Genomic DNA, 25737 nt, shown 5'->3' with positions numbered 1-25737 from the left:
GTGTAGTCGGTGTTACGATTTATCTTCTTCGTAATAATCACTGTAAGCTCGTTTGTAATAGTAATAGTTCGTGTAATAGTCGCTGCTTTTCTTAGGATCGAATGCATTTAGAACGACTCCAACGATCTCTGCATTAAGTTGTTTGAGTCCGTCAAGAGTGAACTCAAGCTCTCTTCTCGTTGTCACCCCAAATCTACTTGCAATAACTATTCCATCGGTTAGTCTTAACAAGGAGGCTGAATCAGATATAATGCCATAAGGAGCGGTATCTAAGATAATGTGATCATATCTTTGTTTCAGAATATCGATAGTTTCCTTTAATCGTTTACTATCTAAAACACTTGCAGGTTCAGGTGTTTTCTTTCCTACTGTGATCAGGTCTACATTTGGGGCAATAGTTTCCTTAATCGTTGTATCAAAACCAGCGGTATCAAAAAGAAGTTCAACTAATCCGGGTTCTTTATTCTCACCGAATATTTTGTGCATAGTTGGACGTCTCAGGTCTAAGTCAATAACCAATGCACTTTTCTCTGCTTCTGCAAAAGTAACAGCGAGGTTGGCCGCTATCGTACTCTTTCCTTCTCCCTTGGTGGAACTTGTTACCATCAATACTTTATACTCCTTATCAGGATTAGCGTACACAGTATTGATTCTTAAACGTCTATAAGCCTCGGAAATCGGTGAAACATGATCAAGAAAAGTAAGCAGCTGATTTGAAATCGATTTTCCTTGTACAAACTGTTTTTGACTTGAGTCGAAAGAATCAATGATATTAAAGTCAGGAATATTACCCAAGAATGGAACTTTATAGCTCTTCAATTCTTCGGATGATTTTATAGTGTCATCTAATGCTTCTCTTACAAAAATAAAACCAACACCAAGTATTCCACCCAGTAAAAATCCGATCAACACCCATAATTTCTTTTGTGGTTTGATGGGATTCATTGGAACAACAGCATAATCAAGCGGCCGACCCATCCCAAACTGGGTACGTTCCCAAAGACTCATTTCAGCATATTGATTAGAAACCAAGAGGTAAAGTTCTTCGTTTATTTTTACGTCTCTTTTTAGACGAGCAAGCTGAATGATCTCTTGAGGTAGTTTTTCAAATTGCGAGTTGAATTCAGCAATACGATCGTTGAGCGCTTGGATTTGGGTTTCATATTGTGATTGTTCTACCCGTAATTGTGTGAGCTTTTCATTTATTTGAATGATTTTTTCGGCTATACCTCCGTTTTCACTTCCCAAAAAGCTTAAAGCAAGAGAAGAGTTCGAATTGATCAGTCGTTCAGCAATAGATTTAATTTGTGATTTGGTGGCCTCGATCTGATTGTCAATTCTGACAAGCTCCGGGTGATCGGGATTATCCCTCAGCTCTGGGTTTCTTTGGAGCAACATCAATCGTTCTGTTTCCAACTCCGCAAGGTTGAATTGGAAATTCGTCAATTGTGGGCCCAAACTTTCAGATATCTGATTTGCCAAACCGGGCTTAATTTCTTCAAGTTGACCTTCGTATGCTTGAATGGCCGATGTTGCAGCTACCAATTGAACCCTGATTTCCTGTTTTTTGGTCTCAAGGGTAGAAATATTATTAATCAATTGTTCTGTTTGAGCATCTACAGCTAAGAGATTCGAAGAATCCATAAAAGCTCTAAGATCATTCTCAGTCTCTGCTAATTGATTTTCAATGTTATCCCGCTCTCCACTTAAGAATTTGAGGGCTGATGAAGCCATAGAACGATTTTGTTCCGTTGAAAGCTTAGAATAGGTATCCATGGTTAAATTAACCACATAAGCTACTTCCTCCGGCATAGGACTTTCAAAACCAATACGAACGATATCCGTTTCCCTGTCAACTTGTTCAGCGGTTAAATTCTCTCGAATTCGCATAGCCACTGTATCGCGACTGGTGGTTGTAGAGTCGTCCGGGTAAGCACGCCATAGAACTGAATACTTTCGTCCCGATTCTGAAAACCCCTTAGCCATAATGCTGTCAGCCAGTTCCTGGCTCAGCGTTCTTGATTTCAGGATCTGGAGTTCATTGGCAATAGTACTTCCCACACCAATGCCATAAGTAGTTGTGAGAAGATTGGAGAGGTCTGATCCTGCATAAGAATAACGGTTCTTGCTCTCACTAATAAAAATAGTGCCTTCACTTTTATAGATTGGTATCTGGTTAAGAGCCAATAGAGCAGCTATAGCTGAAAAGACAAATAAAAAAGAAAGCAGTGTCCATTTGTGCTGTAAGAGTGTACCAAATAGCTTGAACAGATCAATTTCATCATCCCCCATGCGGTTGTTAAATTGATTGGAGGAATTGAAGCCGTTCCCGTTATAGAAACCATTATTTCCGTTTTGATGCGGATAATGGTGATCGTTAGATGATGAATTCATAAAAATTCTATGTTATAGCTTGACGTATCAAGATAGTGAAATAAGACATTAAACAATTACAATTTCTCTTTACCCGAATATAGAGTAGAAATGAAGTAAGATTGAAAAATAATAAATTAGAAGGGAATTATTCGGTCAAATATATTATCAAACTATTTAAAATACTCTAAAGAGCTTTTAATAATTTATAGCCGTAATTTTTCAGCTGATTTTTAAAAAAACAGGTTATTTTGGACAAAATAGCAGTTATTTCTGACGTACATGGAAATTTGCCCGCTTTGCAAAATGTTATTTCTTTGTTGGAGGGAGAAAAACCTGACGTTTGGATCTGTTTAGGAGATATTGTGGGCTACGGGCCGCACCCCGCAGAGTGTATAAATCTAATCATGGAAAAGAATATGATCTGTGTAATGGGGAACCATGATGCTGGTGTAACTGGAAGGCTCTCGCTTAAGCATTTTCGAAATCCAAACAGGAAACTTATTGAGAAAACCAAAGAATTGATTTCTGAAGACCATATGGAGTGGCTTAGTTCTTTACCATTATCAGTGGAAGGGGGAAAGGGTAACTGGATAGCGGTACATGCATCACCCGAAAATCCCGAGAGATGGGAATATCTTGAGAGTGCTTTTAAAATGAGGCCAATGTTGGAAAACCTTGACAAAAGAGTTTGTTTTTTTGGTCATACACATCGACCCTCTTTGGTATCTGAGACTATTGGAATGAATAAATTTGAAGATGGGCACAGTTATTTTATTAATCCCGGTAGCGTGGGGCAACCAAGAGACGGAGATAAAAGAGCTTCATGTGCCCTGGTCGATTTCAAAACTTTTGAATACAATAATTATCGGGTTGAGTACGATGTTGGTAAAGTTTTTATGGATTTGGAAAAACTTGGTTTTTCGAGGAGAGAAGCAGAACACCTGATGAGAACAAGTTAAAGCATTCAATTCTTTCACTTATAATGCAATAAATTTTTCTATCTTACTGAGGAATCAAATACAGACAAATACATGACTTTTTTACGTTCAACAGTACTATTTCTTTTTATGTTTCTTTGTGTCCAAACAATACAGGCGCAAAACAGACAGACTCCGGTTTCTCAGCAATTTCGATTGGCAGAACGCATCATTCGTATAGCAGAACCGGGTCAATTAACTGATTCTGTAAATGTTTGGGGTGATGTTGGGAGTTCTGGTCGTTATTTGGTGCCTAAAGGCACTTCTTTACCCCTGTTACTTTCCTATAGTTTTGGTCCGCAGACGCTCCGTGATGGGCAAACAAATTTGGACTGGTCAAAGATGAGAGTGGAGATAAATATTCAGGAATATGATGAAGAAAATCAATTGCAGACCATGGAAGAATTTAGATATAGGTTTGAAGAACCTTTTCCAGAGGGAATGAACAATTTTATAGTTGAGAATAATCAAACCATTACTGTTCGGGTAAAGCGTAAACCGAGTTTTCGTGATTACGTTGGCGTAATAGCACCGGCCATATCAGCTATTGCTACTACTATAGTAATTGTAGATCGACTCGCCGGAAATTAAATTAAGATATGTATAAAAGAAAAGGGATCACTTTTCGAGTGATCCCTTTTTTTAGTTTAAGCATTTTTTTAGTTCATGCCAGCTTGTTGATTACCCTCGGGTATCCAGTCTTCAACTACCTCTTCATGTTCCTGCATCCATTGACGTGCAACCACTTCATTATCTGCATCCGACTCATTGATGGCTACCATTAAATCAGCCAGCTCTCCATCGGTAAGATACATTTCGGAAAGAAATTCGGCTAATTCCGGTTTATCTTGAGCCAGATTATCTCGTCCCATAATATGAATGTTACCCTGTTTCCAGAGCATTTTGTCTTCATCCTGTTCGAGAAATTTCAGGTCGAAACGGCCAAACTTCCAATGAGGTTTCCAGCCGGTTACCACGATCCATTCTTCATTATCTATTGCTCGCTGCAGTGCAGAAGTCATTGCAGGCCCGCTCGATTGCACCAACTCATAATCAAGATCATATTCTTCAATCACTTGATTGGTTGTTTTCATGATACCCGCTCCGGCATCAATTCCTGTGATCTCACCGTTAAACCGGTCTCTAACCTCATTTAGCTCTGATATTTTATCTATTTCAACATATCTGGGGACAACGAGTCCACTTTGTGTACCTTCATAAACGGTTCCTAAATCGGAAATATCATCTTTAAACTGCTCATAGTAGTCAGCATGAAGGGTGGGCAGCCAGGTTTCCATGAATGCGTCAGCATCACCTTGCGCAACTGCGGTATAAGCGGGCCCAACATCAGCAGATGTTATTTCCACATCGTAATTCATTTTATCTTCGAGAACTACTTTGGCTAAGTTTGTGTAGGCGATGCCCTCGGCCCAATTCACATAGACCAGATCAGCAGTTTTTTTCTCTTGTTTTTGCTGGGTACATCCGGCTGCGAAAACCAATGCGAGTAGCAAAACACCAAGCTTCGAAAATATCGATGGTATATTTTTATGTATTTTCATGATTCTCTCTGTTTCTGTTTTCGATTATGATTAAACCTAATTCTAATTTCTTATTGTGATCGTTCTCCCAATGATTGAGTTACACGATCCAGAAATACAGCAAGGATGACAATTGCTAATCCTCCTTCAAATCCCAGCCCAATATCAAGCTGCTGGAGCCCGGTAACCACTGGTTGTCCTAAGCCTCCTGCCCCGATCAATGCGGCAATAACGACCATCGAAAGTGCCAACATAATGGTTTGATTTACTCCTGCTAAAATGGTGGGAAGTGCTACGGGTAATTCAACCTTAAATAGCATTTGCCTGGAGTCGGAGCCAAAAGCCAGAGCTGCCTCACGAATTTCTTCAGGAACCTGGCGGATTCCCAAATTTGTAAGCCTTACGGCAGGAGGCATGGCAAAAATCAAAGTGGCGATGATTCCCGGTACTTCTCCCAATCCGAAAAATAACACAGCGGGAATAAGGTATACAAAGGCTGGCATTGTTTGCATGAAATCTAAAACCGGTCTGGTAATTTTTTCAACGGTGCTATTTTTTGAAGCCCAAATGCCAAGAGGGATCCCAACCAGTAAAGCAATGAAAACAGCTGTAATGATCAGTGCGAGGGTTTCCATGGTGCCTTCCCACATGTCCATACCCTCAACCACAAAGAGACCGATCACCGTAAAAATTCCAACTCCTTTTCCTGAAACATACCAAGCCAGGGCAGAGAGTAATATAATCATCAAAATAGGGTGTGGGAAAAGCAATACATTCTCGATACCCACTAAAAATGTTTTTACGGTAACAGTTATGAGGTCAAAGAAACCACCAAGATTTTCGGTTAGCCAGTTAATGAGAAACTCGAAAAAATCACCTACAGGAATATCAAACATTATTTTGTGAGGGTCTTAGGTTCAGCTTTTTCGTTTACGGCTTCATTTCCATTCTCATTCAGCTCAGCGAGAATGGTGGCACGGTCAACAATACCTTTCAAGTTTTGATCTGCGTCCGTTATAGCTATGGGGTATTTTGATTCAATTGCTTTAGGGAGTAACTGATTAATGGGGGTTTGTGGTGAGGCAACGGCAATGTCTGAAATCAGTATGCTCTCAAGGTTTTTATGGTGCTGATCTTTTAGTCGTATTGCATCATCGATAGTCACCACACCTTTTAATTTCCGTTGCTCGTCAACCACGTAAGTTGTTGATACACCTACCTTTTCCATTTTTCGGATGGCTACCGAAGGTCCATCTTTTGGAATTTGAATGGATGGAGCTTTTCGCATAATTGCCTGGGCTGTGATGACTTTAGTACGGTCTACATTTTGTACAAATGCTTTCACATAATCATCTGCGGGATTGGTAAGAATTTCTTCGGGAGTTCCAACCTGAACCACATAACCGTCTTTCATAATAGCGATTCGGTCTCCGATCTTCAGCGCTTCATCCAGATCGTGTGTAATGAATACAACTGTTTTGTGTACTTCAGCTTGTAGTTCCAACAGCTCGTCCTGCATGTCGGCTCGAATCAGAGGGTCCAACGCACTGAAAGCTTCATCCATTAAAAGGATTTCAGGGTCATTGGCTAAAGCTCTTGCAAGACCAACCCGCTGCTGCATACCTCCACTGAGTTCGCTGGGTTTCTGTTGTTCGTAACCTTTCAAACCTACCTTTTGAAGAGCTCCATATGCCTTTGCTCTTCGGTTCTCTTTATCTATGCCGCTAATTTCAAGTCCGTATTCTACGTTATCGGCTACGGTTCGATGTGGAAATAGGCCAAAATTCTGGAAGACCATAGACATTTTATTCCGGCGCATGTCTAACAAGCGGTCTTTACTCACATTGGTTATGTCTTCATCCCCGATTTTAATGGTGCCTTTTGTAGGTTCGATTAATCGGTTCAAGCATCTTAGAACCGTTGATTTACCACTGCCGGAAAGTCCCATAATGACAAACATCTCCTTTTCTTTGACCTCGAAACTTGCGTTGTTTATGCCTATGGTGTTTCCGGTCTGGTCTAATATCTCTTCCTTGGATTTACCGGCTTCAATAAGGGGAAGTGCATTTTCGGGATTCTTACCGAATATCTTATATAGGTTTTGTACCGTAATTGCTGCCATTTCAAAGATTTTATTCTAATAATTACAGTTCATATCGTGAGGGATATCCTCAATAAAGAAAACTCTTCATTCAGGATATCCCTCCCGCAAGGGAAGGATTGAATCCTGTAATCTTTAGAAATAGTACCCTATGTTGATATTGAAGCGGGTATTCCAGCGTGCGTCATTGACACCTTGAGCAAGTCCGGTTCCAAAGTTTTGGGTAATCCAGGGCTGGTTACTTCCTCTGGCTATGTCGAAGTAGGTATATACGTTTCCGGCAGTCATCAGGAAGCCAAGTACATGCTGATGTGCATTATTGTATCCATCAATATTTTTTTGAAAGAACGTATAATCATTATAGAAATTCAGGTTACTGATGGGCCCCCAATCAACGTCGTAACTGTAACTTAGACCGGCAGAATATAGGTTCATCTCGGTAGCTACAGGATAAGGCGTTCCATAAGCGCCCATGTTTACAAAATTGACACTTTGGCCAAGATCATTTTGCGCATCCATACCGTAGTTGATAAACTGCCCTTTAAAATTCCAGTTACCGTAATTTATGTCGGTGTGGGCAGCTAAAGCATAACGAGAAGTGGTTTCATCCAAAGCCTGATTCCAGATTTGACCAACCTCTGCACTTGCACCCACTTCTAAAGATCCGTTTTCAATATTAAAAGTCCGCGTTGCTCTCGCATTGAGTTGGTTACGTTCATAATTTGATTGATTCCCTGTTGGAACAATGTCATAGGAATACCGTCCTGAGCCTCCAAAACCGAATGAACCGGATCCTCCTGCAGGTCCGGCAGGTTCAGGCTGAAAGAAATACGCGCCCATGAAATCCCAGTCCTTTCCGGTATATGTATATTTCAAACCCATGTCGTGGTCGTCCTCTAGTCCTACATAATAGGGTCCCTGAAACCACCAATTATGAGAATTGTATTGGAGATTGCCAAAGGGTACCTGTGTTACACCGATCTGAATATTATTCTTCTCATTGAAATCGTAACCAAGCCATCCTTGCTTTACAAAGTGAGTATTGAACGTGGGATAAAAGCGATACTCAAAATTAAGTTTTACCCCTTTCTTATTGGCGTTGACGTTAATTCTCCATGTATCCCATGTGAATTGACCATCATTATTATCAATGGTATTATCTTCGTAATCAGTTAGAAGTACATTATAGCGGACTGCCCCGCCGACTGAAAGTGAAGATTCTTCTTGTGCAAAAGTTGATGTCGAAATAAGTGTTAGTATTGAGGTGACAAACAGAATTAAGTTTTTCATGATTAGTTATGAAAATTTAAATTAAGTACTATTGTCAGTTGGTAACCCAAATATGGGATGAATAACACTATTGAAGCTTGAGCTTTTGCTTCAAATTAAACAAGTGTTTCGTTTTAAATTACCTAAATAATGAAGTTCTTATCTGTTTAATATAACAGCTTAAGGTGCCGGTGTAAAACCGTAATCGATAATAACTTCATAATAAAAACAACTTATAAAGCACGATCGGATCACATACGGTTTTTACATTGAGCTTGTTAGGTTCGCTAATATCAAAACATATGAAACTAAAAACGTTCAACTTTTTTCTTTGCCTTGTATTGGCAATTTCTATAACCGGCTTTGAGGATATATATGGCCAAGAAACTTTTTCTCATCAGGATACGCTGCGGGGGGCAATAACTCCCGAAAGAGCCTGGTGGGATTTGACATATTATCATTTAAATGTGAGGGTGCATATTGAGGACAGTAGTATCAGCGGTACAAATATGGTGCAATACCGGGTAATTGAACCCGCTCAAACTATGCAGATCGATTTACAGGAACCATTGGATATTTCAAAAATAGAGCAGGAGGGAAGGCAACTCAACTTTTACCGGGATGGCAACGCTTTTTTTGTGGAGTTGAAAAAAGACCAGGCTTTGGGTGACGTTAATGAACTTAAGATATGGTATTCCGGGAAGCCGGTGATAGCAGCTAATCCACCTTGGGATGGCGGTTTTACATGGACCCATGATTCGAATGGGAAACCCTTTGTGGCCACCTCAAATCAGGGCATTGGGGCAAGTATTTGGTGGCCTAATAAGGACCATCCTTATGACGAGCCTGACAGTATGCTCATCAGCATAACCACCCCCGATTCGCTTATGGATGTTTCGAATGGGAGACTTAGAAAAGTCGATGAAAATCAAAATAATACCAAAACATGGCATTGGTTTGTATCTAATCCGATCAACAATTACGGTGTGAACATCAACATAGGAGACTATGTACATTTTGGGGAGACTTATGATGGAGAAAAAGGCAGGTTAAGCTTGGATTATTATGTGCTACGCGAAAATGAGGAAAAAGCCCGGAAACAGTTCAAACAAGTAAAACCGATGATGGAGGCTTTTGAGTATTGGTTTGGCCCTTATCCATTTTATGAGGATGGTTATAAGCTGGTGGAAGCACCATATCTTGGAATGGAGCATCAAAGTTCGGTAACGTATGGAAACCGCTTTGAAAATGGATATTTAGGCCGGGACCTGAGCGGTTCGGGATGGGGCTTGAAGTTTGACTTTATCATTATACATGAAACAGGACATGAGTGGTTTGCAAATAATATTACATACGCTGATGTTGCAGATATGTGGGTACATGAGGGGTTTACTAATTATTCAGAGAGCCTTTATCTGGATTATCATTTTGGTGAACAAGCGGCAAACGAATACGTTCAGGGGCTGAGGTTAGGGATCATGAACGATCGTCCTTTGATTGGGGAGTACGGTGTGCACCATGAAGGCTCCTCTGATATGTATAATAAAGGAGGAAATTTACTGCATACGCTTCGGCAAGTAGCGGCTGACGATTCACTATGGCGCGCAACACTCAGAGGTTTAAATAAAGAATTCTATCATCGGACTGTAACTTCGAAGGAGGTGGAGAATTTCATAAGTGAGCAATTTGGCTATGATCTTAGCAGGGTTTTCGAACAGTACTTGAGAGACACCAGAATTCCAACCCTCGAATATGCTTACAGAAATGGAGTTTTGACGTATCGGTGGGGGAATGCCGTACCAGGGTTTGATCTCCCTGTAGATGTGACAATTAATAATGGTTACCAGATCAGGCTTAAACCTTCTACAACATGGAAAAGGTATCCCGTTGATGCTGTAGAATCATTCCGGCTAACCGTGGATCCCAATTATTATGTTGGCCAGTTTAATTTGTTGGGGTCAGAACACTAGAAAGTCCCCAAGGGCTGAGATTGAGGACTTTACTACTGTTTGGATTAATCACTCAGCTGGGGTGAACCTCTCAAAAGTATGTTCAACGGGTTCCACCGTTCTTAAATAAGCATAAATTGCTTTCAATTCCTGCTCCGACATTTGAGAATATTGTTTCCAGGGCATGGAGGTGTTGAAAGTTCCGTGTGCTATTTCCTTAAATTCAAATGAGGTATCTGCATAGCTTTTGAATCTGTTTACAAACTCCTCTTCACTCCAGGTTCCAATACCTGTATTGTTATCCGGGGTTATGTTAGCCGTTCTCACGATACTTTTGTCTATCATTGGGAATTCAAATCCACCCGCAAATTGCATCCCGGGTATGTCTGCTCCTTTTTCTTTGGGAGTGTGACAATCACTACAGCTTGCTACCGTCACCAGGTACTTTCCCCAGGAAACCGGATTGGTTGTATCTCTGACCATCTCGTGAGTAGGGGCTTTGGGAATAGTATTAATGATAAAATTCATTGGGAAGAATGATTCTGATAGTGGGACCTCATTTTCAATGGGATCCAGTGTCCGTAAATAGGCAATTACGGAATAAATGTCTTCCTTTTCGGCTTTCGCATATTTTTGATAAGGCATGATCGGGAATAAGGCCCGGCCGTCTTTACTTACTCCGGTGGTAATTGCACGATAGATCTCGCCATCTGTCCAGTCTCCAAGAAAGGATGGGGTCAGGTTTGCTGAATAATAATTTCCCGGTAATCCTTCTTCTGTTCCAAAAAGAATTCCTCCGGCACCAAGGCTGTCGGAGTTAAGGGGATGGGCGAATTTGGATCTTTCCTGTGGGCTATGGCAGTGGGTACACACCATGACATTATTGGCTAAATAGCGGCCTCTTTCGATCCGTTCATTTGTAAGCTCAATCTGAAGATCCGGGGCCGGTTCAACATCCGGTAAAACCGTTGTAACATAAGTAAGTATTCCAATGATTGAGAGTATTGCAACTATCGCCAATACACCTAAACCCTTCAATATATTTCTCATAGCAGTAGATTGTTAGTGGAAGTTAGAGAAGCTTTATACCCGCGATTATATCGTATTAAATAGAAAAAGCCTCATGTTGAATTCAAGGCTAATGTGATAATTTTTTATATAAATGTCTACAGCCCAACCACTTAACAAGGTCTAAAGAAATAATGAAATGTGTCGATCATCAATTTCAAGACTTGTAAAATTAAACTCTTCTTTGATCCACTCAAATGTTTTGGGATGGTAAAAAAACACATGGGTTCCATCTCCTTTATAGTACCAGGAATGAAAATCCAAATCGTCACTGTATAGATCAGTTTTCAGAAAAAGAGCACCTCCGGGCTTCAGCATACTGCGAAGCTTCTTGAATTCAGAATAGGGATTATGAAAATGTTCAATAACCTCACAGCTAACGATATAATCATAATTTAGCTCCAAAACCTCCGGATGATTATCAAAGAAAGGATCGAAAAGGTTGATACTATAATGGAGTTCCTGCAGCATTTTTGTGATCACGGGGCCTGTACCGGAGCCAAAATCTAAGCCAAGGTGCCCGGGCCCGAAATGTTTTTGTACCAATTCTACCAATGGGGATACAAACTCCTGATACCGAGGATCTTCTACATCATTATCGTGACTCTCATAGCGTTCAATTTCTTGCTTTGGAGTTGGATAATCATCCGAATCCATTAGAACAGCCCGACAGTTTGAGCATCTGTGATATTGCCGGGCCTCTCTTTCGTGAAAATAAAATGGTTGCGTTATGGAAGAACAAAGGGTGCACTTCATGCTTTTTGCACCAAGGTATAGTTATTATGATTCAGATTACAAATATTAGTTGGGGTACCAATTCTTTAACCTCACCTCGATTTCTTTGTTTTCAGCATCTACTATTTCTTTAAATCGTACAATGTCTTGTCCGCGGTGGTGATAAGGATACATGATAGCCGGTTCGAAATCGAGCACAGCGCTGGCGGCTTGATAAATATCCATGGTGTAAGGCAAGTTCATGCATACAAAGGCTACATCAATTTCTTCTAAATTTCTCATTTCAGGAATGTCTTCCGTGTCTCCGGAAACATAGATCCGTTTGCCATCAATGGTAAGGACGTAGCCATTTCCCCAACCTTTAGTGTGGCGTGCCCCTTCGTTTGGCAGATTATACATAGGAATCGCTGAGACATTAATACCATTTATATCCATGGATTCACCGTTATTCAAAATGTCAATCCGGTCGGAATATTCATCGGGCATTTGTTCTGCTACAACTTTCGGAACAATAAAAGTCACGTTCTCCGTATCCAGGTTGCCAAGTGTTTCAGGGCTAAGATGGTCTCCATGTGGGTGAGTAATAAGGATGATATCAGGTTCCGGCTTTCCAGCATATAAGGATACATCTCCCCAAGGATCTACATAAACGGAAAGTTCATCCCACTCAAAAATGACCGAACCATGGAGGATAGGATGTATGATGAGCTCTCCATTATTAGTTTGAATTTGGTCCGGGTTGTTATTCAGTTGCGCAAAAAGAAAAGAAGGAAGCATCAAGAGCAACAAGAGATTAAAAGAATGTTTGGTCATAGAAGAATCAGTTAGTTGAAAGTTGCTTCATAAACTTCAGAAAAGCTCATTTCATTCAGTAAGGCAGATGCGGAATCGGTTACTTTACATTATGCTTGAATAAGTTATTTTAAATAGGTAATTGTTTTTACAGTTAATAAGGGAGGAATTATGAAAATTGTTCGATCCGTTTCAAGTATTGTATTTATTATTACGGCAACCGTTCTAACAGGCCTTATTGTATATGGGTGCAACCCTGAAACTCAGGAACCGGAAGAGCCAACTATTAGAATGGTTTATGCAAATTGGTCGGAAGGTGTAGCAATGACCCACTTAACTGCTGAAATACTGGAGTCCAACCTTGGATACGAGGTAGTTACCAAGATGACGGACGTTCAATCGGTTTTCAAACAACTTCAAAGCAAAGAATATGATGTTTTTGTGGATGCATGGCTTCCAAATACCCATGAGAATTACATGCGGGAATATGGAACCGATCTTGACGATCTTGGAGTGAATGTTAGCGGCGTTCAGACCGGATTTTTAGTTCCCAATTATATTTCTGCGAGTACAATTTCTGATTTGTCCGCAGTTACAGATACAATTATCGGAATTGATGTGGGGGCAGGCATCATGACTTCAGCTGAGAATGCTATCCGAGAGTATGATTTGAATGTGGTTCTAAAGAGTGGCAGTGAAGCGAATATGACGAATGCGTTAATTGGGGCCATTAAGAAAAGAGAACCTATTGTTGTTACCGGCTGGGTTCCTCATTGGATCTATAACCGGTTTGAGCTTCGATTCTTGAATGATCCTAAGAATGTGTTTGGGAATGCTGAGAAAATACATACGATTGCAAGAAATGGTTTTACAGAAGACCATCCCAGAGCTGCATTATTCTTAGAACGATTTAAGATGTCGGATGCTCAGTTAGCAGCGCTCATGGATGAAATTCAGGCTTTTCCAACTGATGAGCGCAGAGCCGTAAGAAATTGGATGCAAGAAAATGAGTATGTAGTAAATCGTTGGATACGAGATCTTGAACCTGAACGTGAGAAGGTGATGTAAGCAGTAGTTTAAAATTCTTACCTGTAAATACTGAATTCCCGCTTGTGAAAATCCATGTTAAGACAAATTCCAAGCATCACCGTATTTACAATAAAGGCAGAACCACCATAACTGATAAAAGGTAATGGCAGCCCGATAACAGGAAGCAGGGCAGAGGCACTGCCAACATTGATAAAAAAGTGAGTAAAAAATACAGCCGTCACACTCACAATAAACAGTTGTGCAAAGGGATGTTTGTGATTTCCGGCCATGTTGAGCAGTCGTACAAAAAGAAATAGAAAAGCGACTATAACGATTGTTGCTCCTATAAATCCAAATTCCTCCCCAATAACGCAAAATACAAAGTCAGTCCATTGTTCAGGCAAGAACTTGAGTTGTGTTTGTGTTCCTTCAAGGAAACCTTTGCCGGTTAGTCCGCCCGATCCAATCGCCGTCTTTGCCTGAATAACATTCCAGCCGGCTCCGGTAGGGTCGTAAGATGGATTGGTAAAGGCTGCAATTCGTGCGATCTGGTGAGGTTGCAAAAGTTGAGTAAGGGCGAGTTGTATTCCGGAAATAGTTAACAATCCTGTGATCAAAGAGGTAATGGTAAGCCAAACCCTTCTCTGCACCAAAAAAATGATAAAGGAAAGAATGATTGCAGCGATAGCACCATAATACCATTCTATCACAGATAAATAAGCGATAACGGCAGGAGAGATGATGAATAATGATACTCCGTAGGGCAAACCTGACCAAAAAAGCATGACCGGTATCAAGGTAAGAAATATCAAAGCAGTCCCCAGGTCGTTTTGTAGAATCACAATTATGGTGGGGATTAAAATAATAGCTACGGTGGTGAGGGCATACTTCACATTCTCCGCAGAAATATTCCTCCGGCTGGTAAGGTAGTTTGCTGCTGCTAATATGGTGGCGACTTTCATAATCTCACTGCTTTGTCCTCCGAAAGGACCAATTCCAATCCAGCTTTTTGCTCCATTTACTTCACGACCGAACAACAGTGTCAGTATCATCAGGATGATTCCAAATGCATAAAATACATATGACAGTTGTACAAAATTCCGGGGAGGGACAATCAGAATACCGATCATAATAAAGACAGAAACCGCTACCCATCCAACTTGTTTGTAAAAGTTATTCTGAATGTATTCGGGCAAAAATTGAGAAACGGGCCCTTGTGTGGCACTGTAAATAGCAATAAGACCCATGGTTGCGAGCAGCACCCAGGTAAAGATCACCGACCAGCTAAGTTCTCTGAGGTTATTCATTAGCAGCAGTGGTTTCGGTGTTCGTGTCAGACTCATCAGCGTCCGGATCCGTAGGCTTAAAGTTGATCACATGATCGTAGATCCATTTTCTTTTGATTTCTCCGGTTAAGTATTTTTCTGTGATTAAAGATGCTACCGGAGCTGCCGATACAGAAGCAAATCCTGCATTTTCGATAAATGCAGTAACAACGATCTCGGGATTATCTATTGGGGCAAAAGTAGTAAACCACCCGTGATCCAGTCCATGTGGGTTCTGTGCTGTACCGGTTTTACCTGCAACTTCTAAATTGGGAATATTGGCATACCAACGTCCGCTGCCTTCAGTTACCACTCCTCGCATTCCCTTCTTGACTTCAGCAAGATATTCCGGTTTAACCCAATCAATCTTTCTGACCGCAGGTTGTTTGCGTGATATCTTTCCTTCAGAATTCCTGATAGCCTGTACCAAATGAGGTTCTACCCTGTATCCGCCATTGGCAATGGCGCTGGTCATGACGGCAATTTGCAGGGGAGAGGCGGAAATTAAACCTTGACCAATTCCAAAATTCAAAACATCTCCCAAACCCCATTTTCGGACTCCAAACCTGTTGTTGAGATAGGTACTATCCGGGATAATACCGGCGGTGGCATTATTGAGGTCTATATTTAAAGGAACGCCAAGACCAAAATCTTTTACGAGCTTACTCCATTCATTTAGTTTTCCCTGGGTGGCAATTTTGTCCATCAACGATAAAAAATAGGTATTACTTGAAAAAGTGATGGCTTTCTTAAGGTCATATTCTCCAACATCAGCCAGATCACGATATGCACGTCCGCGAATATATGCTCCACTGTTGTATACTTTTGTCTTTGGGGTGACTATCCCCAAATGCAGGCCTATAATTCCCATCAGCGGTTTAAAGGTTGACCCGGGGGGCTGCCTGCTTGATATAGCCCGATTATACAAAGGAGTTGTTGAGTCGGCATTAATCGATTGCCAGTAATCCAGATCGAGACGACCGGCCAGTTTACTTTGATCATAAGAAGGAGAGCTGGCTAAGGCGAGGATAGCACCGGTATTTGGGTTCATTACAACCACGGCACCGCGTTTTCCCTTCATCAATTCCTCCGTAAACTTTTGGAGCTCAACGTCAATCGTACTGATCAGGTCGCTGCCTTGCACAGGAATACGGCCTAACTCCTCCTGTTCAAAATTTCCCAATTCTTGCCCGAAAGCATTGACTTTGAGATAGCGGATACCCAATTCCCCACGTAAGGAATCTTCATAGGTTAGCTCAAGTCCACTTTTACCGATCTTATCGCCCAGCCGGAGTTCCGGTGAGTTTTGATATTCACTTTCATTTGCTTCTCGTAGATATCCCAAAACATGAGAAGCTTTTATATCGGTTGGGTAATGGCGTTTACTTTCTATCTGATGTCCTATCCCCGGCAGTTGCCACAAATTTTCCTGAATGAGTGAGAACCGCTTGAAATCAATTTCTGTAAATAAACGCGATGTTCGATACCAGGAATACTCCTGAGCTTGAAGAACCCGGGCTTTGATCACGGATTTATGAACACCCATCAGAGATGCCAAAAGAGGTATTTTTTCCCGATCAAACAGAGAAGGGGTGATGGTTATCGAAAATATAGGTTCGTTGTCAACAATCAGGGTGCCATTCCGATCGTAGATCAATCCCCGGGCCGGATCCACATATTCCTGACGAACAGAATTCTCCTGACCAAGTGCTGCATAAGTGTCGTATTCCACAACCTGCAAATAAAATATACGCCCAAGCACAATAAGGGTCATGCTGATCATGATGACCTGCAAAGCCCTGATGGAAGTTCTTGTTCTATTTGATTCAGCCGGTGACATGAGTTTTAATTTCCTTTAAATACAAACAATATGGAGCCAACTACAGCAGTATATAAACCGCTTCCAATCACAAAAATTGCAGGCTGATATGAAGTATTGTAAGCCTCCACAAAACTGCTTAAAGCCAGGAATATCAGGTTATGAAAAATGGCTGCTACTGCAATGGTGGCAAATATCTGCCAGATCAGAAGCCGGCCTTCCTTATTACGTTCTATGAAATTAAAGATCATAAAACAGAGCAGTGTTTTGGCAAACATGTTTAAGCCCCAAAAGTCGAACAATGCATCCTGCACAAAACCTAAGGCTCCGGCTTGCAGGATCAGGTTTCCCCGGTTTCTTTTGGTAGCCAGCCATAGCAAATATACCAATAACAGATCAGGGGTGGTCCCTAAAATGCTCAAGTGCTGAAATATGAGCACCTGAGCAAATATAAATACCAATCCAAGAATTAGATCTGTCAGGGTTTCTTTGCTCATTCGAAAAGCTGATTATATTGCTGTTGAAGATTTATGATACTCGAATCGGGTTTGAACTTTACAACAAACCCCTGAGCTACGTCAGCGAGCATTACGTTTGGTTCCAAAAAGATCTGCTGAGTTTCCTTACCGGGTTCGGGTATGGTTCTTGTTACTCTTCCTATTGGAATGCCTCCGGGAAATTGGTTGCTGCTGCCGGAGGTTTCAACTACAAACCCGGAGTCAACATTAATTGTTTTCGGGACGAAGTTCATGACCAACTCACCGTACTGTTCGCCGGGCCAACTTACAATGCCATTTGCCTGGTTGAGCTGAACCTGTGCACTTACACGAAAAAGCGAATTATAGTATGGCATTACCTGTGAGTAATATTTTCCGGCTAATATGATTTTACCAATCAGTCCGTCTGATGTAACCAATGGCATGCCCTCTTCTAAACCTTCATTGGTTCCGGCGTCAATAGTTAAAACATTATTTCGTCCTGAAAGCTGTTTACCTACAATAGAAACAGGGGTGAGGTCAAATGAACTGCGTTGCTTATAGCCTAAAAGTGCCCGGAGTTCCTCATTTTCTTTCTCGATGGATCGCAGCCTGCTAAGTTCATCCTGAAGTAATATGTTTTGCCGCTGAAGATAGTTATTGGTATTCAACGCCTGCCTATACACACGGATGTTGGAAAGCGGTTCTTCCAAAAGGCTTAAGGTAGTCATGGAAACTTTACGCAGGCTGTCTATTCCGCCTTGATGTCTGCTTATCATTAACGATAAGGCGATGACCAGGATAAATGCGGTTATTATGTAATCTTTAGCATCACTTAAGTTGAAGGATCTAAATCGCATTCATTTCCGGGGTATTAGGAAATTACCGGGCGGTAATATTCAAGATTTTCAAGAATAGCTCCGGTTCCGCGAACAACGGCGGTAAGCGGGTCTTCTGCAATGTGAACCGGCAGATCTGTTGTTTCCATGATCAGTTTATCCAGGTTTTTGAGCAATGCACCACCGCCGGTCAACATTATTCCACGATCCAGAATATCTGCTGAAAGCTCAGGAGGGGTTTGTTCCAATGATTTTGTGATGGATTCTACGATCGTATTAACAGATTCAGCAATAGCTTCACGGGCATCTTTGGAAGTAATATGACGTGTTCTTGGAACTCCATTAACAAGGTCACGACCTTTGGTGATCATTTCAAGTTCTTCATCAAGAGGGGCGGCTGAACCGATTTCACATTTGATCTTCTCAGCGGTTCGTTCACCGATAAGCAAGTTGTGATTGCGCCGGAAATAGTTGATGATGTCTTCGTTGAGCTCATCACCGCCCAAGCGAACCGACTGCGCATAAACAATTCCTGAAAGTGCAATAACTGCAATTTCCGTTGTTCCTCCACCTATATCAACGATCATGCTTCCAACTGGTTCGTGTACATCCAATCCAATACCGATGGCAGCGGCCATGGGTTCATCAACGAGATAAACTTCTTTAGCACCGGCGTGTTCAGCGCTATCACGAACGGCCCGTCTTTCTACTTCGGTGATGCCGCTTGGAACACAGATCACCATTTGGCGGGTGGTTGAAAACCATTTCATCTTTACTTTCTTGATCATACCCCTGATCATCTGTTCAGCTACCTCAAAATCAGCAATAACCCCATCGCGGAGAGGTCGAACAGTCCGAATTTTATTATGCGTTTTCTCATGCATTAGCCGGGCTTCGTGGCCAGTAGCAACAGGTACGTTCTGCTGATTTAAAGCTACGATGGAAGGTTCATTTAATACAATGCCTTCCCCCCGAGCATAAATGAGCGTGTTGGCCGTGCCTAAATCGATGGCGATATCGGTATATAAAAAATCAAAAAAGCCCTTTTGAGATTGTTTTTTAGAGGTCTCCGTAGCGTTTTTTCCGCGAGAATCTGACATTTGCGCTGAGTAGAATATTTTTAATTTATGGGGTATTGGAACATGAGAAAATACAATATTGAGATTGTATTTGCGAATGTATAAAGAATGAATATTTGGAAAATTTCAAATCTCGTTTACACCTGATGGATATTTGGTGCTTTAATGCCTGAAATGACGTTTTCCGGTAAAGATCATAGCCATATCAAACTCATCGGCTTTCGCGATTACTTCTTCATCCCGAATACTGCCTCCGGGTTGAATGACAGCTTTGGCTCCTGCCTTTGCTGCAGCTTCAACTCCATCGGCAAACGGGAAGAATGCATCCGATGCTATGGCTGAGCCTTTCAGATCGAGTCCTTCTTTGGCTGCTTTTGCTACCGCTATTTCGGATGAATCAACCCGGCTTGTTTGACCGGAACCTATTCCTAACGTTCGGCCGTCTTTGGCGTACACAATAGCATTGGATTTTACATGCCGTACAACTTTCCAGGCGAAAAGAAGGTCTTTCATCTCTTGCCCGGTTGGCCGGCGTTTACTTACTACTTTGAATTCATCTTCGTTGGCCGGCTGCAGATCGGCATCTTGGTTCAACAATCCACCAAAAATAGATCGGAATGAAGAGGTTTGTACCTCACGAACCGACTTTTTGATCCGAATTAAGCGGCGATTTTTTTTCTGGGTGAGAAGTTCCAGTGCTTCATCCGAATAATCAGGTGCAATGATGATCTCGGTAAAGATCTCATCGATGGAGGTTGCTGTGTCTAAGTCCAGCGTTTGATTCACCACTACGATCCCTCCAAATGGAGAAACACGGTCGGTGCTGAAAGCTTTTTGATAGGCTTCGTTCAGAGAATCTGCAACGCCAACCCCACTTGGGATCGTGTGTTTGATGATAACACATGCTCTTTCATTGTCTTCAAAATCTGAGATGATGTTGAGGGCTGCATCCACATCCAGGTAATTGTTGTAGCTGAGCTGCTTACCATGAAAACAATCTATGAACTCATTCTGATCGCCATAAACGGCCGCTTTTTGGTGAGGATTCTCTCCATATCGCAATTCCTGAGAAAGGGGCAATGATAGGTTAAATTGTTGAGCAGGCTCTTCCTCGATCAGCTTGGTAAAGTAATTGGTGATAGCGGAATCATAATCCGCAGTGTGAGCAAAAGCAGCTTTGGCTAACTTTTGGCGCGTTTCAAAAGAGATCGCCATTTTTTCTTCCAGCTCTTCCGTAAAAGCATCATACTGATTCGGGGAACTCAAAATAGAAACGTGCGCAAAATTTTTGGCTGCGGCACGGATCATCGTCGGGCCACCAATATCAATAAATTCAGTGGCTTCCGCAGGAGTCACGCTATGCTCTGCTACCTTATCTTTGAACGGGTACAAATTCACCACAACCAATTCAATGGGGGTAATGCCAAGTTCGTTGATCTCATCCACATCCGGTTGATAAGAAGTGCGAGCCAGAATTCCACCGTGAACCATAGGATGCAGCGTTTTAACTCGTCCATCCAGGCATTCCTTAAATCCTGTTATCTCCGAGACATCCTTGACCGGAATTCCTTCAGCTTCAATCGCTTTAGCTGTTCCTCCGGTTGAAATGAGTTCCACACCGGATTGATGCAAGGCCTTTGCCAATTCAGGAAGACCGGTTTTGTCTGAAACCGATAACAGTGCACGTTTAATTTTCAAGGGATTTTTAGGAAGGGTAGTAAGCGGTTTGAGTGCCACGGTTAGTTTAGGTTTTGTAAGTGTTTTTGGATTGCTTTTGGATAGAGTTTATGCTCTTCAGCTAAGATTCGTTTTGCCAATGATTCAGGGGTATCTCCGGGCAGGATCTTCACTTTTGTTTGGGCAATGACCGGCCCTTTATCGAATTCTTCAGTGACGATATGAACCGAGCAACCTGATTCCTGTTCACCTGCTTCAATCACTGCCTGATGAACATTCAGCCCATAAAAACCTTTTCCCCCAAATTTTGGGAGCAGGGCAGGATGAATATTCAGTATCCGGTTTGAATAAGCTTCGATCACGGAAGCGGGAATCTTCTTCAAGTATCCGGCAAGAACAATCAGGTCGGCATTCCAATGGTGGATTTGGTTGATCAGTTGATCTGCAAAATGATCTTCTGAAAGAATATCTGGATCAATGACTTTTACGGGAATGCCATGTTTTTGGGCACGATGGATAGCGCCAATATTCGTTCGGTTCGTGATAAGGCCGGAAATTTGGGCGGATAGGTCACCACGCGCAATAGCGTCGATCAGTGATTGAAAATTGGTGCCCGATCCGGAGGCAAAAACCACAATATTTTTCAAAAGAAACGGAATTTAGCGTTGCCTGGTAGGGCGGCAAAGATAGCAAATGTTTGGGAGCAATGAAGGGATAATTTAATCCGGTGGGGGAGAAGATGAACTTAAGTCTCTTCGAAAAACCTGGTAATTGTTAAAGCTCCAGCTTAGCTGTGTGATCGTAATCTTGATCACCGTTGCGATGGGAATGGCAACCAGCATCCCAACAATGCCAGCAGTTTCAGCCCCAATCAGGATGATAAACAAGATGGCTACCGGATGCATATCAGCCGACCTGGAGAAAAGCATGGGTTGAAACACCAGGTTATCCAACATTTGTACGATGAATATGGCAAGTATACAGGCAGCCACTAACGAGAAATTCCCGGTTTCTATAATGGATACAATGATGGACAGAAAATACCCAAGAATAGGCCCGAAGTAAGGGATGGTATTAGCCAGGCCTACGGCAATACCTACCGACATGGAATTATCAAGTCCTGCAACAGAAAGGGTAGTCCATGAAGACAAGGCAACCAGGAAACTTTGCATTAGCACACTTCTAAAGTATAAGCCGAGTCGTTTTTCGATTTTATCGATTACGGTTAATGTTGTTTCAAAGTATTTATTGGGTACCATGCGCAGAAGGTCGCGGCGTATTTTGCTTCCGTCTTTCAGAAAAAAGAAGGCAGCAAAGGGGACAACCAGTACGGCTGAAAAGATATTGGTGAAGATGCTCAGGGCATCACTGACTACCGATGAGATCTGGTTGACGTTGAAAAGTTCATTAAAAACAGCAGTAATATTATTCTCTAAAAAACCTTCAGGCAGAAATTCGAATTTTGCGGTAAGCTGGTTTTCTACTTTGACCGATATTTGCCGAATGTTCTCAAGACTTAATTGAGCCGTCAGTTCAGCCATTTGATTGGCAATGATCGGTATAACACTTGTTGAGATGAAGACGAGAATCAAAATTACCGTTGTAAGAATGAGCGTAACGCCAAAAGTACGGTTGAAACCGGCCGCTTGTAGGCGGTTAGCAAAAGGATCCAAAATGTAGCTTAAGATCATAGCGAGGATCAGAAAAACAACCAGGTTGGAATAGTTGTAAAGGATCAGCAGTGCAACAGCAAGAGCTGCCGCCCCGATGATAAATTTTACGACTCTGTCCAGAGTGATATTTCTCATTTGGTGATATCTAAAAGTTCATCCATGTGGTTAAGGATATCTTCCGAATTGTAACCTTTGCGCATCAAAAAGTCGAACATCTTTTTCCGGCGTTTTTCTTCCGGTTCTCTTTGGTAACGCTGTCTCTTTTTTCGGATCAGATCCATCATGCTGTCCCTTATCGAGTCCGCTCCAAATACTTGCTGAATGCATTGCTCCGCGACCTGCTTTGTGATCCCTTTTTTAAACAGCTGTGTACGGATCTTATATGGTCCCCAGTTATTGAATTCAAATTTTTCCCGGGTGAAGGCAAGTGCGAATTTTTGATCATTGATGTATTCCTTGGCTTCAAATTCATCCAGGATATCAGTGATGTGATCTCCCGAATAACCTTTCTTGAATGCCTTATCCCTTAGCTCTTTTCTGGAATGATCGCGCCTGGAAAGAATACGGAAAAAATAATCCCGTGCTGCAGAGCGCTCTTCTGATTCAATGAGTTGGTCAAACAAAGAAGGCGTTATTTCAACGCCTTTCTTTAAGTTTAACTTTGTAAGTGTAGATTCGGAGACACCGACTAAAAATTGGTTATCTGCAAAGAGAGAAAAACGAGTAGCATTCTTTTTCTGAACCTGAATCTCAGAAATAGTAGCTGGAAGAAGCGCCCTGGCTTCCTCCAGCTTTTCCTCTTTTGACTTCCGTTTATTCTTCAACTTCCGCTTTTTCTTTTTCGTCCTTTTGATCTTCTTCGATTTCTTCGCCTCTCAATTTTGCGCGAACTTTAGCCTCGATCTTTTTAGCCAGTTCGGGATCTTCCTCAAGAAATTGCATTGCTGCATCTGAACCTTGCCCGATTGGCTCTCCATCATATCGGAACCAGCTTCCCCGCTTCTCAATGATGTCGTATTCCACTGAAAGATCCAGTATTTCCGAGATACGGGAAATTCCTTTTCCATACATAATGTTAAATTCAACCACTTTGAAAGGAGGAGCCACCTTATTCTTGGCAACCTTAACTTTAGTGCGGTTTCCGATCACCTCATCTCCACTTTTGATGGAGCCGATCCGGCGAATATCTAACCGCACGGAAGAGTAGAATTTGAGGGCGCGTCCACCGGTGGTGGTTTCCGGGTTTCCAAACATCACTCCAATTTTCTCACGCACCTGGTTGATGAAGATACAGGCCGTACGACTTTTGTTGATAATACCTGTGATCTTACGCATGGCCTGCGACATTAAACGTGCCTGAAGTCCCATGTGTGAATCTCCCATTTCGCCTTCCAACTCAGCGCGGGGTACGAGAGCTGCTACCGAGTCAACTACAACTACATCGAGTGCTCCGGAACGAATGAGGGTTTCGGTGATTTCGAGTGCTTGCTCACCACTGTCGGGTTGGGAGACCAGCAGTTCTTCTACATTAATTCCCAGCGCTTTTGCATAACGTGGATCAAAAGCGTGTTCCGCATCAATAAAAGCTGCATAACCGCCTGCTTTTTGGGCTTCTGCAATAACCTGAAGGGCAAGGGTAGTTTTACCACTGGCCTCAGGACCATAAATTTCAGTGACACGTCCGCGAGGAATTCCCTGCACGCCAAGGGCATAATCCACCATGATGGAACCCGTTGAAATTACATCAATATCCTGAACAGCTTCTGCGCCCAGCTTCATGATGGTTCCTTTGCCGTGCTGTTTTTCAATTTGCCCTACGGCAATGTCGAGGGCCTTTTGTCGATCGTCTGATTTAGCCATTTTTCTTTTCCTTTTAAATTTGTTTTGGCAAATATAAGATGCGGATGTGACAGATGATGTCACCTTTTTTTATTCGAATGCAATATATGTTTGATATATGTAATTGCCAAACTTTGATTGAACCCCGATTTTATATTTTCCCAAAAGTTTTCTGTTTGTTAGTAAGAGGGATGAAAAGACAATTCCTTACAGAAATTTTTTGAGAGAAAGGATAGTCCCATAGGGACTAATATTTTAGATCGAATGAATAAATAATAGGTGATTTCTTTGTACCGTCCCGTTGGGACTTGTATTTGGTGGCATTGTTTACCACGGGATAAATCCCGTAGCTACATTCTTTCATCCCTCCGGGATTTATATTGAATTATTGGTCAAATCAGGGATTCTTAAAACGTGAAGAGTTATGTTGGAACTGATTTACTAAGCAAAGTTCGTGGTTATTGTTTCTGAGATTTTAAAGTGAAATCCATTAGCTAATTTCAGATGAAGGCGGTTTAAATAAACGCAGAATTAGTCCCGGTAGGGACGCACGAATGTAGCCCCGGATTTTAATCCGGGGCTATATTGTAGATTGATGAGAATCCCGGAGGGATGGCCCTAAAATATTTCCACAATATTCACTATCAACTCAATCCCACAAATATCGTTCGTCATAATCCACGTTGTATTTGTTCAATAAGTCCAAGAATTCTTCCTTTAACGTTTTTTGCTCATGATGTTTTTTCTGGTTTTGAATGTATCGGATCGCATGCTTCAATCCGGATCGACCAATGCTGAAAGCTCCATAACCTGCTTGCCAGGAAAATTCTCTGTTAGGATAAAATTCATCATTGATCCATTTAGAAGAATTACCCTTTATTTTTTGAATGGTTTGAGAGATCGTTATTGTTTTGGAGAGCTCCAGCAAAATATGAGCATGGTCCGGCATACCACCAGATGTTATGATATGAAATCCATTATGCTTCCCGATTCCCGCAATGTATGCCCAAAGGCGTTTTTCGAAATCTGGTTTTATGAGTGGTTTTCGATGTTTTGTGCTAAATACATAATGGATGTACGTTTGGTTGAATGAGTTTGCCATAATACCCCGTTCTTGATTTTTAGGTTTGATTGTAAGAGCGTTAAAAACGGGAATCCTTACAGATTTTTTTA

23 protein-coding genes are annotated in these 25737 nt (G+C 41.8%); 4 read left to right on the top strand and 19 right to left on the bottom strand.

The features are described 5' to 3' along the window. Positions 1-12 precede the first annotated feature (12 nt). A complete protein-coding gene (locus B151_RS0105170) occupies positions 13-2394 on the bottom strand; it encodes a GumC family protein (RefSeq protein ID WP_020402546.1) in 2382 nt (793 codons plus the stop codon). 230 nt (positions 2395-2624) lie between these two features. Between B151_RS0105170 and B151_RS0105165 the strand changes: the two genes are divergently transcribed. Together B151_RS0105165 and B151_RS0105160 are read left to right on the top strand one after the other, a co-directional pair. Beyond that, on the top strand, positions 2625-3335 hold the full coding sequence (locus B151_RS0105165) for a metallophosphoesterase family protein (protein WP_020402545.1): 711 nt from the start codon (positions 2625-2627) through the stop codon (positions 3333-3335). A 72-nt stretch (positions 3336-3407) separates the two neighbouring features. Then, positions 3408-3944: a hypothetical protein gene (locus B151_RS0105160; protein WP_020402544.1), complete on the top strand. Its 537-nt coding sequence runs from the start codon at positions 3408-3410 to the stop codon at positions 3942-3944. A 68-nt stretch (positions 3945-4012) separates the two neighbouring features. On the opposite strand, the gene B151_RS0105155 is transcribed toward B151_RS0105160, so the two are convergent. From B151_RS0105155 to B151_RS0105140, 4 genes are all read right to left on the bottom strand, one after another. Continuing rightward, on the bottom strand, positions 4013-4915 hold the full coding sequence (locus B151_RS0105155) for a glycine betaine ABC transporter substrate-binding protein (RefSeq protein WP_020402543.1): 903 nt from the start codon (positions 4913-4915) through the stop codon (positions 4013-4015). Positions 4916-4965: 50 nt separating this feature from the next. After that, the gene (locus B151_RS0105150) at positions 4966-5790 is read right to left on the bottom strand and encodes an ABC transporter permease (protein ID WP_020402542.1); all 825 of its coding nucleotides are present in this window, start codon (positions 5788-5790) and stop codon (positions 4966-4968) included. Then, on the bottom strand, positions 5790-7016 hold the full coding sequence (locus tag B151_RS18040) for a quaternary amine ABC transporter ATP-binding protein (RefSeq protein ID WP_020402541.1): 1227 nt from the start codon (positions 7014-7016) through the stop codon (positions 5790-5792). The genes B151_RS0105150 and B151_RS18040 overlap by 1 nt, the downstream gene beginning before the upstream one ends. A 114-nt stretch (positions 7017-7130) precedes the next feature. After that, on the bottom strand, positions 7131-8285 hold the full coding sequence (locus B151_RS0105140) for a hypothetical protein (protein WP_020402540.1): 1155 nt from the start codon (positions 8283-8285) through the stop codon (positions 7131-7133). 281 nt (positions 8286-8566) lie between these two features. Between B151_RS0105140 and B151_RS0105135 the strand changes: the two genes are divergently transcribed. Next, positions 8567-10234 carry a M1 family metallopeptidase gene (locus B151_RS0105135; RefSeq protein ID WP_020402539.1) on the top strand — a complete coding sequence of 556 codons (1668 nt, stop codon included), beginning with the start codon at positions 8567-8569 and terminating at the stop codon, positions 10232-10234. A 48-nt stretch (positions 10235-10282) separates the two neighbouring features. On the opposite strand, the gene B151_RS0105130 is transcribed toward B151_RS0105135, so the two are convergent. From B151_RS0105130 to B151_RS0105120, 3 genes are all read right to left on the bottom strand, one after another. Then, entirely contained in the window at positions 10283-11263 is a 981-nt protein-coding gene (locus B151_RS0105130) for a c-type cytochrome (RefSeq protein WP_020402538.1), read from the bottom strand. Between the two features lie 141 nt (positions 11264-11404). Further along, positions 11405-11938 carry a class I SAM-dependent methyltransferase gene (locus B151_RS0105125; RefSeq protein ID WP_020402537.1) on the bottom strand — a complete coding sequence of 178 codons (534 nt, stop codon included), beginning with the start codon at positions 11936-11938 and terminating at the stop codon, positions 11405-11407. 144 nt (positions 11939-12082) lie between these two features. Continuing rightward, a complete protein-coding gene (locus tag B151_RS0105120; RefSeq protein WP_026166491.1) occupies positions 12083-12829 on the bottom strand; it encodes an MBL fold metallo-hydrolase in 747 nt (248 codons plus the stop codon). 150 nt (positions 12830-12979) lie between these two features. Between B151_RS0105120 and B151_RS0105115 the strand changes: the two genes are divergently transcribed. Beyond that, a complete protein-coding gene (locus B151_RS0105115; RefSeq protein WP_020402535.1) occupies positions 12980-13876 on the top strand; it encodes a glycine betaine ABC transporter substrate-binding protein in 897 nt (298 codons plus the stop codon). Between the two features lie 17 nt (positions 13877-13893). On the opposite strand, the gene rodA is transcribed toward B151_RS0105115, so the two are convergent. From rodA to tnpA, 11 genes are all read right to left on the bottom strand, one after another. Further along, positions 13894-15144 carry a rod shape-determining protein RodA gene (rodA, locus tag B151_RS0105110; protein ID WP_020402534.1) on the bottom strand — a complete coding sequence of 417 codons (1251 nt, stop codon included), beginning with the start codon at positions 15142-15144 and terminating at the stop codon, positions 13894-13896. Further along, complete coding sequence (gene mrdA, locus B151_RS18035; RefSeq protein WP_245550358.1) at positions 15137-17002, bottom strand: penicillin-binding protein 2; 1866 nt, start codon at positions 17000-17002, stop codon at positions 15137-15139. Before mrdA ends, rodA begins: the two co-directional genes overlap by 8 nt. 5 nt (positions 17003-17007) lie before the next feature. Beyond that, positions 17008-17478, bottom strand: a complete 471-nt coding sequence (mreD, locus tag B151_RS0105100) for a rod shape-determining protein MreD (RefSeq protein ID WP_020402532.1) — start codon at positions 17476-17478, stop codon at positions 17008-17010. Next, a complete protein-coding gene (gene mreC / locus B151_RS0105095) occupies positions 17475-18317 on the bottom strand; it encodes a rod shape-determining protein MreC (protein WP_040516585.1) in 843 nt (280 codons plus the stop codon). Before mreC ends, mreD begins: the two co-directional genes overlap by 4 nt. Positions 18318-18331: 14 nt before the next feature. Continuing rightward, complete coding sequence (locus B151_RS0105090; RefSeq protein WP_020402530.1) at positions 18332-19396, bottom strand: rod shape-determining protein; 1065 nt, start codon at positions 19394-19396, stop codon at positions 18332-18334. A 141-nt stretch (positions 19397-19537) separates the two neighbouring features. Then, positions 19538-21112 carry a bifunctional phosphoribosylaminoimidazolecarboxamide formyltransferase/IMP cyclohydrolase gene (gene purH, locus B151_RS0105085; protein WP_020402529.1) on the bottom strand — a complete coding sequence of 525 codons (1575 nt, stop codon included), beginning with the start codon at positions 21110-21112 and terminating at the stop codon, positions 19538-19540. A gap of 2 nt (positions 21113-21114) precedes the next feature. Beyond that, a complete protein-coding gene (gene purN, locus B151_RS0105080; protein WP_026166487.1) occupies positions 21115-21699 on the bottom strand; it encodes a phosphoribosylglycinamide formyltransferase in 585 nt (194 codons plus the stop codon). 72 nt (positions 21700-21771) lie between these two features. After that, positions 21772-22860 carry an AI-2E family transporter gene (locus tag B151_RS0105075; protein ID WP_020402527.1) on the bottom strand — a complete coding sequence of 363 codons (1089 nt, stop codon included), beginning with the start codon at positions 22858-22860 and terminating at the stop codon, positions 21772-21774. Continuing rightward, on the bottom strand, positions 22857-23549 hold the full coding sequence (locus B151_RS0105070) for a regulatory protein RecX (RefSeq protein ID WP_020402526.1): 693 nt from the start codon (positions 23547-23549) through the stop codon (positions 22857-22859). The genes B151_RS0105075 and B151_RS0105070 overlap by 4 nt, the downstream gene beginning before the upstream one ends. Beyond that, complete coding sequence (recA, locus tag B151_RS0105065; RefSeq protein WP_020402525.1) at positions 23539-24585, bottom strand: recombinase RecA; 1047 nt, start codon at positions 24583-24585, stop codon at positions 23539-23541. The genes B151_RS0105070 and recA overlap by 11 nt, the downstream gene beginning before the upstream one ends. A gap of 628 nt (positions 24586-25213) precedes the next feature. Beyond that, complete coding sequence (gene tnpA / locus B151_RS0105060) at positions 25214-25666, bottom strand: IS200/IS605 family transposase (protein WP_020402524.1); 453 nt, start codon at positions 25664-25666, stop codon at positions 25214-25216. Between the last annotated feature and the right edge of the window lie 71 nt (positions 25667-25737).

Source organism: Gracilimonas tropica DSM 19535 (assembly GCF_000375425.1).
Taxonomy (GTDB): Bacteria; Bacteroidota; Rhodothermia; order Balneolales; family Balneolaceae; genus Gracilimonas; species Gracilimonas tropica.
This window is presented reverse-complemented; position numbering and strand designations above follow the sequence as displayed.

Coding starts and splice junctions, on each gene's coding strand:
- B151_RS0105130 (WP_020402538.1), bottom strand. CDS start 11,263: ATGAGAAATATATTGAAGGGTTTAGGTGTATTGGCGATAGTTGCAATA.
- rodA (WP_020402534.1), bottom strand. CDS start 15,144: ATGAATAACCTCAGAGAACTTAGCTGGTCGGTGATCTTTACCTGGGTG.
- recA (WP_020402525.1), bottom strand. CDS start 24,585: ATGGCTAAATCAGACGATCGACAAAAGGCCCTCGACATTGCCGTAGGG.
- B151_RS0105170 (WP_020402546.1), bottom strand. CDS start 2,394: ATGAATTCATCATCTAACGATCACCATTATCCGCATCAAAACGGAAAT.
- B151_RS18040 (WP_020402541.1), bottom strand. CDS start 7,016: ATGGCAGCAATTACGGTACAAAACCTATATAAGATATTCGGTAAGAAT.
- tnpA (WP_020402524.1), bottom strand. CDS start 25,666: ATGGCAAACTCATTCAACCAAACGTACATCCATTATGTATTTAGCACA.
- B151_RS0105115 (WP_020402535.1), top strand. CDS start 12,980: ATGAAAATTGTTCGATCCGTTTCAAGTATTGTATTTATTATTACGGCA.
- B151_RS0105090 (WP_020402530.1), bottom strand. CDS start 19,396: ATGTCAGATTCTCGCGGAAAAAACGCTACGGAGACCTCTAAAAAACAA.
- B151_RS0105155 (WP_020402543.1), bottom strand. CDS start 4,915: ATGAAAATACATAAAAATATACCATCGATATTTTCGAAGCTTGGTGTT.
- B151_RS0105160 (WP_020402544.1), top strand. CDS start 3,408: ATGACTTTTTTACGTTCAACAGTACTATTTCTTTTTATGTTTCTTTGT.
- mrdA (WP_245550358.1), bottom strand. CDS start 17,002: ATGTCACCGGCTGAATCAAATAGAACAAGAACTTCCATCAGGGCTTTG.
- B151_RS0105120 (WP_026166491.1), bottom strand. CDS start 12,829: ATGACCAAACATTCTTTTAATCTCTTGTTGCTCTTGATGCTTCCTTCT.
- B151_RS0105140 (WP_020402540.1), bottom strand. CDS start 8,285: ATGAAAAACTTAATTCTGTTTGTCACCTCAATACTAACACTTATTTCG.
- mreC (WP_040516585.1), bottom strand. CDS start 18,317: ATGCGATTTAGATCCTTCAACTTAAGTGATGCTAAAGATTACATAATA.
- B151_RS0105125 (WP_020402537.1), bottom strand. CDS start 11,938: ATGGATTCGGATGATTATCCAACTCCAAAGCAAGAAATTGAACGCTAT.
- B151_RS0105150 (WP_020402542.1), bottom strand. CDS start 5,790: ATGTTTGATATTCCTGTAGGTGATTTTTTCGAGTTTCTCATTAACTGG.
- mreD (WP_020402532.1), bottom strand. CDS start 17,478: ATGAGCAAAGAAACCCTGACAGATCTAATTCTTGGATTGGTATTTATA.
- B151_RS0105135 (WP_020402539.1), top strand. CDS start 8,567: ATGAAACTAAAAACGTTCAACTTTTTTCTTTGCCTTGTATTGGCAATT.
- B151_RS0105075 (WP_020402527.1), bottom strand. CDS start 22,860: ATGAGAAATATCACTCTGGACAGAGTCGTAAAATTTATCATCGGGGCG.